General features: G+C 46.7%; 12 protein-coding genes and 1 tRNA gene. 1 reads left to right on the forward strand and 12 read right to left on the reverse strand.

What is annotated here, in order from left to right; all coding sequences use genetic code 11:
• Positions 1-43 precede the first annotated feature (43 nt).
• The 10 genes from cysK to LFE_RS09025 form a co-directional block, all read right to left on the reverse strand.
• On the reverse strand, positions 44-982 hold the full coding sequence (cysK, locus tag LFE_RS08975; protein ID WP_014449906.1) for a cysteine synthase A: 939 nt from the start codon (positions 980-982) through the stop codon (positions 44-46).
• Positions 979-1,182: a sulfur carrier protein ThiS gene (thiS, locus tag LFE_RS08980; protein WP_041774976.1), complete on the reverse strand. Its 204-nt coding sequence runs from the start codon at positions 1,180-1,182 to the stop codon at positions 979-981. Before thiS ends, cysK begins: the two co-directional genes overlap by 4 nt.
• 7 nt (positions 1,183-1,189) lie before the next feature.
• A complete protein-coding gene (gene ahcY, locus LFE_RS08985; protein ID WP_014449908.1) occupies positions 1,190-2,446 on the reverse strand; it encodes an adenosylhomocysteinase in 1,257 nt (418 codons plus the stop codon).
• A 77-nt stretch (positions 2,447-2,523) separates the two neighbouring features.
• Entirely contained in the window at positions 2,524-3,681 is a 1,158-nt protein-coding gene (metK, locus tag LFE_RS08990) for a methionine adenosyltransferase (protein ID WP_014449909.1), read from the reverse strand.
• 242 nt (positions 3,682-3,923) lie between these two features.
• A complete protein-coding gene (icd, locus tag LFE_RS08995; protein ID WP_014449910.1) occupies positions 3,924-5,174 on the reverse strand; it encodes an NADP-dependent isocitrate dehydrogenase in 1,251 nt (416 codons plus the stop codon).
• Between the two features lie 1,253 nt (positions 5,175-6,427).
• A tRNA-Ala gene (locus LFE_RS09000) sits at positions 6,428-6,503 on the reverse strand.
• Positions 6,504-6,601: 98 nt separating this feature from the next.
• Positions 6,602-8,938 (reverse strand): HAD-IC family P-type ATPase, encoded by a 2,337-nt coding sequence (locus LFE_RS09005; protein ID WP_081495405.1) that lies wholly within the window; start codon positions 8,936-8,938, stop codon positions 6,602-6,604.
• Between the two features lie 112 nt (positions 8,939-9,050).
• Positions 9,051-10,451, reverse strand: a complete 1,401-nt coding sequence (hemN, locus tag LFE_RS09015) for an oxygen-independent coproporphyrinogen III oxidase (protein WP_014449912.1) — start codon at positions 10,449-10,451, stop codon at positions 9,051-9,053.
• Positions 10,452-10,511: 60 nt separating this feature from the next.
• Positions 10,512-11,546, reverse strand: a complete 1,035-nt coding sequence (gene hemE, locus LFE_RS09020; RefSeq protein WP_041774978.1) for a uroporphyrinogen decarboxylase — start codon at positions 11,544-11,546, stop codon at positions 10,512-10,514.
• A 56-nt stretch (positions 11,547-11,602) separates the two neighbouring features.
• Entirely contained in the window at positions 11,603-12,520 is a 918-nt protein-coding gene (locus LFE_RS09025; protein WP_232502518.1) for a sirohydrochlorin chelatase, read from the reverse strand.
• Between the two features lie 91 nt (positions 12,521-12,611).
• Between LFE_RS09025 and LFE_RS09030 the strand changes: the two genes are divergently transcribed.
• Positions 12,612-13,832 (forward strand): ISNCY family transposase, encoded by a 1,221-nt coding sequence (locus tag LFE_RS09030; RefSeq protein ID WP_014448322.1) that lies wholly within the window; start codon positions 12,612-12,614, stop codon positions 13,830-13,832.
• A 98-nt stretch (positions 13,833-13,930) separates the two neighbouring features.
• Here the strand turns inward: LFE_RS09030 and LFE_RS09035 are convergent, their stop codons facing one another.
• Complete coding sequence (locus tag LFE_RS09035; RefSeq protein ID WP_320409189.1) at positions 13,931-14,746, reverse strand: carotenoid biosynthesis protein; 816 nt, start codon at positions 14,744-14,746, stop codon at positions 13,931-13,933.
• A gap of 128 nt (positions 14,747-14,874) precedes the next feature.
• The gene (locus LFE_RS09040; protein WP_198408000.1) at positions 14,875-15,390 is read right to left on the reverse strand and encodes an acyloxyacyl hydrolase; all 516 of its coding nucleotides are present in this window, start codon (positions 15,388-15,390) and stop codon (positions 14,875-14,877) included.
• Positions 15,391-15,589: the final 199 nt, after the last annotated feature.

Below are 15,589 nucleotides of genomic sequence, written 5' to 3' on the forward strand. Positions count from 1 at the left end.
CTTGATTTTGCCAAACGGCGGCAGAATCAAAACCAACGACACACTAGAGGTTCAAATATTTTTCCATCGAAAAATATCGTTCAAAACTATCACAAACAATTGTCACAACATGTGAGCCTGGAGGCAACTCTCCGGCCAAGCGAAGCGCCCCAACAACATTAGCACCTGAAGTGATCCCTGCCATTATCCCCTCTTCCTGAGAGAGACGTCTGGCCATATCAATTGCTTCACGATCTGAGATCTTCTCAATCCGATCAACAACAGATCGATTAAATGTCCTCGGCTCAAAACCGGCACCGATTCCCTGTATCCGGTGAGGACCAGGAGACCCCCCTGAAAGGACTGGGGAAGCGGCTGGTTCAAGTGCCCATATCTTGAGATCCCTTTTTTTCTCCCGAAGATATCGTCCGACACCACTAATCGTGCCACCTGTCCCGACACCAGCAACGAATCCATCCGGAACCCGACCCAATTGGCGGAAGATTTCAGGACCTGTTGTACGGTAATGGGATTCAGGGTTTGAGGGATTCTCGAACTGTCTCGGCATAAAAAGACCTTTTTCGGATTTTTCCATCTCGGTGGCTTTTCCGATAGCGCCCACCATTCCTTCCCTTGATGGCGTTAAAAGGACTTCCGCCCCCAAAGCCTTGAGATGGGAAACCCTCTCTCCGGAGACACCTTCAGGCATAACGATGGTAATGGCATAACCTTTAAGGACAGCAATTTGCGCAAGGGCAATACCAGTGTTTCCGCTGGTTGCTTCAACAATGCGACCATCCTTGCCAAGTCGGCCATCCCGCTCAGCCTGCTCGATCATGAAAAGAGCCGGCCGATCCTTCACACTCCCGCCAAGATTTCTTGACTCAAGCTTGACCCACACAGTCCGGTCAAGACCCGCCGTCACCTTTGACAAGGGAAGAAGCGGTGTATTCCCGATCAACGCCAAAGGATTTCGAATAACGTCCCCTTCCGGAGAGGTCACAAGCCACCACCCATAAAAAAGAGAATTTCAAGCTCATCATCTTCATTCAAAAGTGTAGAAGGCCATTCTTCACGCTCTACAATTCGGCCATTCAACTCCATTGAAACCAATTGAGGATCCAAACCCTCGATCTCAAGATAGGAGGACAAGGATGTTCCTTCAGGAACATCCTTGCGTTTTCCATTTACTAACATTCTCATAGCAACCTCAGGTTCCCATCTCCCAGGAAGCAAGATAATCCTTCTGCTCCTCAGTCAACGTTTCAATTTTTACCCCCAGTGCCGCAAGCTTCAGAGCAGCGATATCCTGATCCACCGCTTCTGGGAGACGAACAACAGTCTTTTCAAGTGTTTTTCTGTTCTGAACCAAATATTTCGCACCCAATGCCTGATTTGCAAAACTCATATCCATAACCTGAGCAGGGTGACCTTCAGCGGAAGCAAGATTGATGAGTCTTCCCTCTCCGAGAACCATGATTCGGCGACCATCCCTGGTCACAAACTCTTCCACAAAATCTCTCAGGATGGAGCGCTCCTTAGAAATGGACTCAAGATAAGGAAGGTTCAGTTCAACGTTGAAATGTCCCGAGTTGCAGACAATGGCGCCATCTTTCATCGCATCAAAAGCCTCTGCTCCAACGACATTGATATTCCCTGTCACCGTTATAAAAAAATCTCCAAGCTTGGCAGCTTCTTTCATTGGTGCAACGGAATAGCCATCCATGACTGCCTCAAGGGCTTTAATCGGATCAATTTCGGTAACAATGACCCTGGCACCCATTCCCTGCGCTCTTCTTGCGATACCCCGACCACACCATCCATATCCGGCAACAACAACGGTCGATCCAGCAAAAAGACGATTGGTCGCTCTCATGATACCGTCAAGAGTCGACTGTCCTGTTCCGTAACGATTATCAAAAAGATGCTTGGTCTGTGAATCGTTGACAGCAACAACAGGGAAACCCAACACACCCTTCTGGGCCATGCTCTTTAATCGAATGACTCCGGTCGTGGTCTCTTCCGTTCCGCCAATCATTTCCTTGACCCATTCGGGATAATGCGAATGTAGTGTGGAGACAAGGTCTGCACCATCATCCATGGTGACATGGGGTTTTATATCCAGAACGGCCCTGATATGTCGGTAATAGGTGTCGTTATCCTCCCCCTTGATTGCAAATACCGGAATACCATCATTCACAACAAGGCTGGCGGCAACATCATCCTGTGTTGAGAGTGGGTTGGAAGCGCAAAGGTAGACATCGGCTCCACCGGCTTTTAATGCCTTCATCAGGTTAGCCGTTTCTGTGGTGACATGGAGACATGCCGACATGCGAATGCCTTTTAAGGGTTTTTCCCGGGCAAAGTCCTCGGCAATTTTACGGAGAACCGGCATATCCCTGGCTGCCCAGCTGATCCGATGAGCTCCAGCTTCAGCCAATGACTTGTCTTTGATATCAAAATCCATAAGAAAAAATCCTTTCAAAAAAAAAAGTAAAAAGCCAAGTTTAAAAACTCACAAAGCATTCCATAAAAACTATCTGACTAGCCTTTTCTTGCAGCCTCACGTCGAAGATTGTCCACCTGATCAAGCTTCTCCCATGTAAAATCTTCTTCGAGTCGACCGAAATGGCCATAAGAAGCCGTTTTTTTGTAAATGGGTCGGCGCAACTTCAGGTGATCAATGATTCCCTTTGGTGTCAGAGGAAAGATCTCCGCTACAATTTCAGCGATCCGGTCATCAGGAATGGTCGAGGTTCCCTGTGTTTCCACATGAATTGAAACCGGATCCGCAACTCCGATCGCATAAGCCAACTGAACTTCACAACGCGAAGCCAATCCTGCCCCCACAATATTTTTTGCTATATATCGGGCCATATAGCATGCAGAACGGTCGACCTTTGTCGGATCTTTTCCTGAAAAGGCTCCCCCTCCATGTCGCCCCCAACCACCATAGGTGTCAACGATAATCTTTCTGCCGGTCAACCCCGCGTCACCCATTGGACCACCGGTCACAAATCTCCCTGTCGGGTTGATATGAAACGTCACGGTCTTTTCATCCAAAAGATTTTTTGGAATCACCGGTCTAATCACTTTTTCAATAATATCCCGACGAATTTCCTCTTGTGTCACTTCAGGAGCATGTTGGGTTGAAACAACGATTGTCTCAACGCCTACTGGCTTAAATCCATCATACCGAAGCGAAACCTGAGCTTTTCCATCCGGACGAAGATAGGGGAGAAGCCCCGTCTTTCTCACATTGGAAAGCTGCCTTGTCAGCCTGTGTGCCAACAGAATTGGCATCGGCATCAGTTCTTCGGATTCATTGACCGCCATTCCGAACATCAACCCTTGGTCCCCCGCACCTCCAGTATCAACGCCCATAGAAATATCCGGACTTTGGGAGTGAACAGCTGTCAGGACAGAACAAGTTTTATAATCAAAGCCGAAAGAAGCATCCGTATAACCAATCTCTTTCACCGTTTCACGGACAATATCTTCATATTGGGTATTGTGTCGCGCAGTAATCTCTCCGGCTACAATGACAATACCAGTCGTTGTGAGTGTTTCACAGGCGACCCTTGCCATTGGATCCTGAGAAAGGATTGCATCTAAAATTCCATCGGAGACCTGATCACATAATTTGTCTGGATGACCTTCCGTCACAGACTCGGAAGTAAATAGGTAAGGGGCACGCGCCATTGGATCTCCTGTCAGAATCAAGCCAAAAAAAAACCCGGTGCACGAGCACAGGGTTTACATGGAATCAAGCGTAAATACCTGGACTTTTAGCACTTTTTTTAGGTGGTTGCAACAGACCTCAAATCAGTCCACCTTGCACTTTCGATCATAAAACGATACCAGCACCATGTCAATATCTTTAAGAAAAGAGGAAGCGTTTCGCTTCCTCTTTTCCATAACAGCGGAAACAAAGGTCAAATCGATCACATATTCCGGATGATCTCATCTCCAAATTCTGAGCATTTAAGCTCTGTGGAGCCTTCAAGCTGGCGAGCAAAATCATAAGTCACCCGCTTGTTGTGAACAGCCCCACGGAGACCCTTGAGAATCAGGTCAGCCACTTCATTCCAGCCCATGTAACGGAACATCATCTCACCAGACAGAATCACCGCACCTGGATTAACCTTGTCCTGGTTTGCATACTTCGGGGCAGTTCCATGGGTTGCCTCAAATACGGCTGCGCCGGTTTCGTAATTGATATTTGCACCAGGAGCAATGCCGATACCTCCCACTTGGGCAGCAAGCGCATCAGAGAGATAATCTCCATTCAGATTCAGTGTTGCGATAACATCATACTCATTGGCGCGGAGAAGAATTTTCTGAAGAAAAGCATCAGCAATCTCATCCTTGATCAGGAGCTTTCCAGCCGGAGCATTTCCACCACAATCATCCCAACTGACTGTTTTATCTCCGAACTCATCCTTTGCAACTTCATATCCCCATTTACGGAAATAGCCTTCCGTAAACTTCATGATATTCCCCTTATGGACAAGGGTCACACTTTTGCGGTTATTGGCAAGAGCAAAACGGATAGCAGCACGCACAAGACGTTTTGTTCCTTCTTCCGAAACGGGTTTAATCCCGATGCTGGCTGTTTTTGGAAAACGGATTTTCTTCATGACACCAGCTTTTTCAAAAACTTTATAAAGCTCCTGAATGACAGGATCTCCAGTTGCCCACTCTATGCCAGCATAGATATCTTCCGTGTTTTCACGAAAAATAACCATGTCGACGAGCTCAGGATGTTTCACCGGGCTAGGTGACCCGAACCAGGAAACAGGTCGGACACATGCATAGAGATCAAGTTCCTGTCGAAGTGCCACATTGATCGAACGAATACCGCCGCCTACAGGTGTTGTCAAAGGCCCCTTGATGGACATCTTAAACTCACGGTTAGCTGCAAGGGTATCTTCCGGAAGCCATGTATTGGGTCCGTATACTTCATTGGCTTTTTCACCGGCGTACACCTCAAACCACTCGACTTTTTTCTTTCCGCCAAATGCTTTCTTCACTGCAGCATCAAAAACGCGAACGGAAGCATTCCAGATATCCTGCCCAGTTCCATCGCCTGCAATAAAGGGAACGATCGGATTGTCAGGAACAACCAGCTTTCCATCTTTCATTTCAATCTTTTGACCATTTTTTGGGGGGATCAACTTCTGATAGGACGACATACCGCTTTACTCCTTTGTAAAGTTGGGATGATTGTTATCCATGCCGGAAAACAATCATGCATCCCGATTCTCGATTCATTCATTGTTTCGCCCTATTGCGAAACAATAGAAACGAGTCGGATGTTGATTTGACCGATTTAAATCTCAGCACGAATCGCAAACGCATCGCGCCTCTCTCCTTTTTATAAAAGGATTTAAACCCTTTCAGGCCATCCCATTCGACCAAAAAATAGGAAGGGATAGAGCAGACTGGTCTTCCTGGAGATTGGGGCGAAAACTTCAAGTTTGCCGCTTGCGGAGCAGGATGCGACCACATTGCGAAGACATCTTCGGAATATCTCATTGGCGAAATCAGTCAACAAGTCTGGAGAGCATATTTTTAGGATTGATTCTTTTCAGGGATAACCTTCCAGAAACTCAATTTTTCGCACATAATAACAGATCAAACATCTTTGAGAATATTCAGAAAGCACCAGAACACATCTTTTGAATACCCTACTCCCGTGATCCGCCATACCCAAAACGTTGCCAATTCGCACGCATTGTATTTTTAGCGCATTATGAAAAATAATGCAATAGTAAAGGTCTTCAAAGCATTTTACAAAAGAGCGGACACTTAGGTATCGCACAAAATCCAGACAAAAAAAGAGATTACACAAACACTCCCAACAGAACAGTATTCGCACATTCATGCTTTGCGACGAAAATGTATTCCAGATCAATACCAAGAGAAGAATGCCAAAAACAAACATCTAACTTCATTCTCATCCATGCTGTTTATTTATTATTCTATTGATACTTAAACGATATATTCTACGCGGGAGAATCACTTTAACAATCCCAAAGACCTATGGCGGATTTTAGGCAGGAGGGTCTCATTAAAATAATGATCGGAATGGAATCGTAACGAATGGCCGACAAAGCAGAAGCAATTTCACTGTGGTGTGGGGAGGGCATGCATCCTTTAGCAAAATAAATCTTAGCGTCATATTTCATTTAAATATTTAAAATAAAACAGAAAACATACGGATATTTTCAGCTTTTGAGGAGATACCAGCGAACAAACCATGTGATAAGGTTAAAAAACCTACTGGAAAAAGGTCTGTGCTTGAAATTAAAAATAAAAATTGAGTTAGCAGAAAATCATGGGAGGGGGATAGTTAAAAAAAACTTTTTTCAAATATTCCATCCCGAGTAACGAAGAATATTCAATTGGAAATCGATGGAGGATAAAAACATTCTGAAGTAAAACATGGTGGAGCTGAGGGGGATCGAACCCCTGACCTCAAGACTGCCAGTCTTGCGCGCTCCCAACTGCGCCACAGCCCCATAAGGATTTGAGAGATTTCACTCTTTCAACCCGCCAATTCTAGCTTGAAAAATGGCTCTTGGCAAGAGCCAAAGAATCCAAAACTTTCAGGAAAAGATCACTGCATCAAAAACCTATTAAAAATAACGATTTTCAATCTGTACAAAATGATCATATATAGAAATGCCCCTAAAAACACTACAAATACAATCTGATTCGAAAGAGGTTTCATCAAAACGCCAAAATGGGCCAGAACCAGCGCGATCAATACATCAACAACAGAAGAAAGAATAAGCCATCTTCCAGGAAGAGAGTTTCCGGAAGGTCCCCTTTCCCTGATAGCATAGATAGTGGCCTGATTCCCAATAACAAGCGTTAAAAATGCAAGCGAACGAATGCTTCCAAGAGACAAATGAAAAGCTTTCACCCCGAGAAAAAGGATGGTCGTTGAAAAAGTCAAAAAGATAAATGACAGAATCCCCCCCGTAATGGTCAAACCCTGTACATTCCAGACATTGGGTCGTTTTGATCCTTCTACATTATCCGTACTCAGGGACATCGTGAGGAAGTCTCCTGTCAGTAAAATAATGACCATCAGAAGCGGGGTAAGGACTGCGTGATGGGTCACAAGCAGACCTATTGCAAGAAACAACACCGTCACAACCTTTTTAACAATAGAGTTCAGCGTATACGTCTGAATCCTCTGGAAAATCCTTCTCCCTTCCAACACCGTTTCAACAATTCCCTCAAGACCGGGCCGGGTCAAGACGATTCCCGCAGCAGACTTCGCAACATCGGTCGCGGTCAACACAGATATGCCCATCTGGGACTGGCTGAGAGCAGGTGCGTCATTGGCGCCATCTCCACACATTCCCACAATATGGCCGGCTTTCTGAAAAACTTTCACAAGGTTAAACTTGTCCTCCGGCAAGACCCCCGCAAAAACTCCGTAGGAGCCAGGTGAGTCATTTTCAGAAATCGTCTGACGGGGGTAAAGTTCCCCGGAAATACCAACCTCCCTGGCAAGATGCAATGCGGTTTTTGGAGCATCACCCGTTACAAGGACCGTCCGTATACCTAAAAGAGAGAGCTCCTGAATCAATTTTGAGGAATCATCTCTCGCAGGGTCGGTCAATACGACCAGCCCCTCAACTGATGACAAACCTAACTTCTCCATGGATACCGCCAGAACCCTGAAGCCTTCTGACTGCCATTTCTCAGCCTTTATCAGAGCATCTTCAGAAAAAGCGCATTCGTTCAAGATTGCCCGGACAGCTCCTTTTTCGATGGAGATAACCTCTCCGGACTCGTCAGTCCAGATCGCCTTGGCGGTCTTTGTCTGAGGATCAAACGGAACAAACTGTGTCAACCTTGATCGATCCATATGGATATTGAGGCGCGCTGCTTCGTTACAAATAGCAAGATCGACCGGATCCTGCCCTCCATCGTTACTGGCCATGGCTGCCATTTTGAGAACATCGTCCCCGGATGCTTTTCCAAATGGAACAACAGCAATGAGCTTCAGCTCATTTTTTGTTAACGTCCCTGTTTTATCAGCACACAGAATATCCATAGTAGCAGCTTCCTCCAAAGAGGAGAGTCTGGTTAAAAGGGCTCCTTTTCCGGCGAGAAGTCTCGCACCAAAAGACGCCGCCAAAGTAAAAGTTGCTGGCAACGCGACCGGAATGGAAGCGAGAAGGATTGTCAAAAGAAGTGGAAGCACTTCGGTTACCGGAATCGAATGATCGGCCCCCATCACAAAGAAAAAAATGGCTCCATTCACAAAGGTCAAATTTCTGACAACCTGCAATATCGCTTTTTGCTCAGTACTTTCCACATAGGCTGTCTTGACGAGCTGAATCGTTTTTCCAAAGCGGGTATGAACACCTGTACTCATGACTTTTGCAAGAGCTTCACCACGACGAACAAGAGATCCGGAGTAACCGCTCTCTCCTGTTCCCACCTCTTTGGGAACAGATTCTCCAGTTAAGAGAGAAACATCGAGAAGGAGCTGCCCTTCAAGCAATACAATATCTGCGGGAACAACTGAACCCATCGTGATCCGGACAATATCTCCAGGAACAAGGATGGATGCGGATACTATGCTCCAGCTGTGATCTCGAAAGACCGATGCATTGACCGCAAGTTTTGACTGGAGTGCAGCGAGTGTTTTCTGTGCTTGCGTTTCCTCAAAGAACCCAAGAATAGCATTGAAAAGTAGAAGGACAAGAATAATAAATCCTTCCAGATACCTTTCCAGGAAAAACTCCAGAATAACCGCAAGTTCAAGCATCCAGGGAACGGGTGACCAGAGTTTAGAAAAAATACGGGAGAAGAGTGGCTGGGAAAAATCGGCAGTAAGATTCGGGCCATGAATTTCAAGGAGGTGGGCTGCTTCTAACGAAGATAACCCGTCTTGCAGCCAATTTTGGCGGTTATCGGCATCAATCGGGATGGCAACCCCTCACTTTTGGAAACGTTCTTGCGGGGAAAGCAAAATAGAGCAAGAAGGGAGAGGGAGTCCCCCTCCATGATCTACCCCAATCAAACAGCTCTTCAGATTGCAATCAAAGCGTTCGCGAAAAAAGAGGCCCTTTTGCAGAAACATTAAGATAACGGTCAAATGTCATTGCAATATTTCGCATAAAAATTCTCCCTGTTGTTGTCAGGGTGATTTTTTCAGGAGTAATGATTAAAAGACCATCCTGCTGGAACCTGTCTAGCTCCTCAATTTCTTTTGTGAAGACTTGATCGAAGTTCTTTCCAAAAGGATCTAGGACATTCTGACGGTTGATCTCAAGGTCACACATGATTCGAGTAATGACCAGACGGCGCATCTCATCATCGAGAGAAAGCTTATATCCCCGATGAACAGGAAGATCCCCGGCCATAACAGCCTTCTGATAGTCCGGAAGACTTTTCAGGTTCTGGGAGTAAACATCCCCCACCATGCTGATTGCAGTGACTCCCATTCCGACCAGATCCGCTTCTGCCTTGGTCGTATATCCCTGAAAGTTTCGATAGAGAGAGTGCTCTTTTTGGGCTTTGGTCAATTCATCATCTGGCTTGGCAAAATGATCCATTCCGATAACAACGTAGCCAGCACCGGTGAGGCGATCCAAAATCATCGACATCAATGCAAACTTGACCTCTGGAGAAGGAAGGTCTTTCTCCTTGATCAATACCATGTGTTTCTTCAACCACGGAACATGCGCATAATTGAAAACAGCTATCCTGTCCGGAGACATGCGGATGACTTGATCAAGCGTCTGGGCAAACCCTTCAACCGTCTGAAATGGCAACCCATAGATCAGATCAATATTGATTCCATTAAAATTGAGCTTGCGGCACTCATTAAAAACACCCTCTGTCAAAGCTACGGGCTGAATCCGGTTGACGGCTGCTTGAACCTTGGGATCAAAATCCTGAACACCCATACTGATCCGGTTGACACCAAGATCGCGAATTGAAGCCAGATAATCATTAGATGCGTGTCTTGGATCAATCTCAACAGAGATTTCCCCTTGAGAATAATCCACATTGAACCATTTATTGATGTGAGAAAAAAGCAACCGATTTTGAGGGGGGGTCAGATTGGAAGGGGATCCACCTCCAAAATGTAGCTGAACCACTTTGCGTTTTTTGGAATATAAAGGACCGACAAGAGCCATTTCTGTTGCCAGAAGATCAATATAGTCAGCCGTCTTTCCTCGATCTCTCGAAATAATGACACTGCATCCACAAAAATAGCAAAGGCTGTCACAAAACGGAAGGTGAAAATAGAGTGACAGAGGTTTATCTGGTTTTTTGGACTGCCCCCTATTAATGGCATCCCTATAATTTTCAGCTGTAAAATCCGTTGTCCAGACAGGGGCTGTCGGATAACTGGTATAGCGTGGACCAGCCACATCATATTTTTTTAAAAGTTCGCGGCTAACCTGCGTGCCGGCCATCATATTCGGAGTCATTCTTGTCCTCATCAAAATCAGGCTACCCAATCAAACAGGAAGGGCAGGATCTTTTTTTCTTTAGGATTCCTGAACCAGTTTTACCAAATACTGAGCCATAGAAACAGATGTTTCCGGAAGGATCCCATGGCCCAGGTTAAAGATATACCCTTTTCGTCCTTTCATTTCGGCAAGGATTCTGTGGACCTCCTTCTTCAATGCTTCAGATGTTCCCAGAAGACTGACAGGGTCAAGATTCCCCTGAATGCCTTTCCCCTCCGGAATAATATTTCGCACCATTGGCAAAGAGACTCTCCAATCCACCGATATCACATCCGTACCCGCTTGAATCATGTCCGGAAGAAGTGCACAGCTTCCATTGACATACAAAAGTGAAGGAACCCCTTCCCGAGAAAGGGCTTCCACAATTTTTTTCGTATAGGGAAGGGCAAACTCGCGATAGTGAACAGGATTCAGCGATCCTGCCCAAGTATCAAAAAGCTGATAAGCATGGATTCCGGCATCCACCTGCATTTTCAGATAATCAATAACGGTTTTTGTTGCGCGCTCAAGAAGAAGGTGCAGGGTATCAGGATCTTGGAACATCATTTTCTTCACCCGGCTGAAATCCTTTGAGATCTCCCCCTCAACCATATAGGTCGCCAGCGTAAAAGGTGATCCGGAAAAACCGATCAATGGAATTCGCCCATCAATTCGTCGATTGGACTCCTTGATTGCCTGTGCAACAAAACCCGTTTTCTCAAGTGGATCAGGTGTGCAAAGGGCTTCAACATCTTTGCGGGTTCGAACGGGAGATGGAAAAGAAGGTCCTTTCTTTTCGGAAAAGATCAACTCAAGTCCCATTGCCTCAACCGGAACCAGGATATCCGAGAAAATAATGGCCACATCGATTCCAAGCATATCGACGGGAAGAAGCGTTGCCGAAGCGGCAAGATCAGGGGTCTTGCAGAGATTAAGGAAAGTTGTATTTTTTCGAAGAGCCTGATATTCCGGCATATAACGCCCGGCCTGTCTCATGATCCAGATGGGTGGACGGGAAGTGGCCTCCCCTCGACATGCTTTTAAAAAGAGATCATTTTTAACGGAAGGGCGCATTTTTTTCCTCTCGGTCTTGATACTGATTGGGATACCATTCATTATTGGCAAAACTTCTATGAACCACTACCCTCCAGAGACTCAAATCGCACAACAGGCCATCTTGGCATTGGAGTCCGTCCAAGATAAAGCAGACGGGTGATCTTTTTAGCCATGTGGGCGAGAAGAAGCGGATGATCTCCAAAAGCCGGGGTTATCAGGATCTCGCCATCATATCCGGTTCTCTCCTGGAACTGACTGGCCTGATGTCGAATCCTGTCCATCAGAACGCCCTCAAATAAAAATACGGGAACAATTAGCAATCGGTCGAAATCCGGCTTCAATTCGGCCATGACCGAAGCAAATCTGGGCTCTGTCACTCCGATGAAGGTGACTTTTGGATCTCCTCCCCTCCTGCGCTCCCATAAACGACGGGCTTGATAGTACAAGGAAGCATTTGCATTCGGATCCAGGCTTCCTCGCCCTATAAGAACAAGAGCCTCTTTCTTGTCTTTGTCTGCAGGGGGAAGAATATCCAGAAGAATATCGACAAGGACCTGGTCTATGCCCAAAGCCCACTCACGAATGACCCGCAACTCCGGAAAAAGATTTCTGGCTTCAGAAATATAGGAAGGGACATCACTTTTGGAATGACCTGCGTCAAAAAGGAGGTATGGAACCATCGCAATCCCCTCCACGTTCGAGGGAAATTCCCGGATGGAATCCAATACAGAAGGGGCCGCATGCTCGATGAACCCCTGCTTCAGATCGACCCCGGGAAGCATTTTTTTGAGCATGGAAAAAGTTTGGCGAAAATGAATATTGCCCTTCTCTTCAGGACTTCCATGGGCAACAATCAGGACGCCCCACCCCTTTCCCGACAAATCTGCAGAAACAGGGCTCAGCAAATGGTTCGGTCCTGGTCGACAACTCTCTTTTGGGTTATGTTCGCTCATGAAAAGATTATAGGGTTGGCTTGAAGGAAGGTCAATCAATCCAGACACTCAGTGTAGGGAGCACATAATCTGTCCGGTTTTGTAGCGCAAGACTTGTCCGGTTCCATAATGGGTCCGAGGAGGAGCCAGAATGGACCGAACAAATGTGCTACAGGAGATCCGGAAGATGCGTTTTGAAGACACCTGGAATGAATGGAAGAAAGGATGCCTCACTCAGGAAGAGGCCGGCCGGATTCTCGGGATGAGTGAAAGGACCTTCCGGAGATATGTCCGGCGAGTCGAGGAGGAAGGGATCCAGGGGATTCTGGACAAACGACTCACCCAGGCCTCATCGAGACGGGCCCCGGTCGATGAAGCCCTGGGACTGGTCGAAAAGTACCGGAGCCGGCATGATGGCTGGAACGTGAAACACTTTCACTTCTGGTACCGGAAAGAAGGCGGGAAACGGAGCTATACCTGGGTCAAGAAGACGCTTCAGGAGAACGGAGCGGTCCGGAAAGCTCCTGGCAAGGGGAAGCACCGGAAGAGACGGGAACGTGCGGCCTGGGAAGGGATGATGATCCATCAGGATGCCAGCAGTCATCCCTGGGTGTCCGGACAGATCTGGGATCTGGTGGTGACGATGGATGATGCGACCAATGAGCATTACAGCATGTTCTTTGTGGAGGAGGAGGGAACCGCATCCAGTCTTCAGGGGATACGGGAGGTGATCGGGAAAAAAGGGCTTCCTTCCTCCCTGTACACAGACCGGGGCAGCCACTACTGGGTCACGCCGGAAGCGGGAGGGAAGGTGGACAAGAAGAACCTCACCCAGTTTGGACGGGCGATGAAACAGCTGGGCATCGAAATGATTGCCGCCTACTCCCCCGAAGCGCGGGGACGCAGTGAACGGGCTTTCCGGACCCATCAGGAGCGTCTTCCCAAAGAGCTCGCCCTGGCGGGAATCACGACGATGGAAGCGGCCAACCGCTATCTGTCCGACGTCTATCTTCCAGCCTTCAATACCGAATTTTCCCATCGGGCCCCGGAGGAAGGATCGGCCTTCGTTCCCTGGACCGGAGACTCTATAGACGAGATCCTCTGTGAGCACCACGAACGGATTGTTGGCAACGACAACTGCGTGTCTTTCGAAGGACGGACCCTTCAGATCCCTTCCGACCGGTACCGGCTCCATTACGTCCGGGCCACAGTCAAGATCCACCGGCATCCCGACGGATCGCTCTCCCTGTTTCATGGACCCCGGAAGCTTTCCGACTATCCTGTCGAAAAACCGGAGATTCCAAAAACGAAAAAGGAACCACGAACCAAAGCTCCTTCGACCGGAATCCGCCCGGTCGAAGCTCATGTCTGAGAACGGGGAAACCCGGAGTTTTCAAATGAAAAAAAGCGGACAACTCATTTGCTATAAAACCGGACAACTCTACTTGCTACTAACATCAATCCAGACACTCAGGATCGATCAACCTTATCGGAAGAGCGTAATGGGAATCGCCTCCAAAATACATTTTTAGTGAAAAAGACGATACTGAGCAAAACAGTAATCACGATCAGATCGGATAAAAACAAAAACAATTCACCCAAGTAAAGAGCAATGCCCAGATTGAACAGGAAAACGGAAAACCAGAGAAAAGTGGGTCCCCACCGATCAACTTCCAGCCAATGATCTGATTTTTGAATCGGGAGCTTGTGGATAGGAATTACAAAACTCACAATACGCCAGGAAAACAAGATCATAGCCCCCAAAACAGCCCATCCTAAAAAATTGGCGAGGGGAACGCCAAAGTAACTTCCACCGTCCGGGTAATAATAAATTTGACCTAGAAACCATCGATTCCCTCTCAGTGCAACAGGATCGATCACCATATCTATACCAAAAAACAGAAGATCCGCAAGAAATAAAACAGGCCAGACGAGCCTGACGGGCCAACTCAAAGCCTCTCTGATGGAAAGCCCCCAGACACGAACAACAACACCCAGGCTTGCGACCATTAAAAAAGAAAACGAAAGAAAGTCCATAAAGGGAAGATGACCAATCCAAACTTCTCGATCATGCGTTGTCGGCAAGTAAGTGTAATGGCCAAAAGGGAACCACCCCATTGGCAACGATGAGCTCCACTCACAAAAATAACTGAGAATAAAAGATAGGGCAAAGCGAGCACTCGCCCCCAATGTACCTACTTGTCGGAGAAGGAACCCAAACCCCAGAAACAGAAAAAAGAAAACATACCACCTGAACAGTAATGTCTTCAAAAAAAGAAGAATCAAGAATATCTCCCTGAAAATCCGTTAAAAATATCGTCGCACGCATGAAAGATTTCTAGTGAGCGGTATGCATTCCTGAAAAATCGATCTTTTCTGGGAACATTCGGGGAAATCCCCTATCCCCAAGCAGTCTAAGGAAATTTCAGGGGCACGGCATAATTGAGTAACACTTCATTTTCTCCAGGATTGGAGTGAGCAATGTCACTATTGGACAAATGACCGAATTTCAGACCAATCCGGTCGCCATTATCCATTTGGTAAGAAAAGGTCATTTCCAGCCTGAACATAAACACACTTCCCAAAAATTTGCTATTGTTCTGATCATAACCTCCGATGCCACCCATCGGGGTCAAGATCCAGTGGGGAGAGAGCGCAATGTTAAAATAAATACCACCATATCCATCAACAGCACCATCACTATTAGCCAACAACCCCAAAGCATATCCAATTCCATAAAAGGTCTTGCCTGACTGGTATTCAACGTCACCCTCCGCCGGAGAATGATCATACGAAGGATATCCGTACCTGTGTTCACTCGTTCCACCAACCAGATTGAAGACACCTGCTCCCATATTCAGATAAGGGTTTTCATCACCAAGAATTTGGACGGCCGAAGCATCAATGGGGGAAAAAAGAGCGCTGATCAAGACTCCCAGGATGAAAACCTTCCAAGAGAAAAAGAATTGGGCACCAGAAATGGATAAATATTTTTCCAGCATATCGATTTAATGCCCTCGATACTCAGCTCTTATTGGAAGGTCCGGATCTTGGAGAATGAATCTCAATATTTTTTCTCACATCATATCAGAAACAATTCAATGATCATGAAACAGGCTGAAGAGGAAA

It is taken from the genome of Leptospirillum ferrooxidans C2-3 (genome assembly GCF_000284315.1).
GTDB lineage: Bacteria > Nitrospirota > Leptospirillia > Leptospirillales > Leptospirillaceae > Leptospirillum > Leptospirillum ferrooxidans.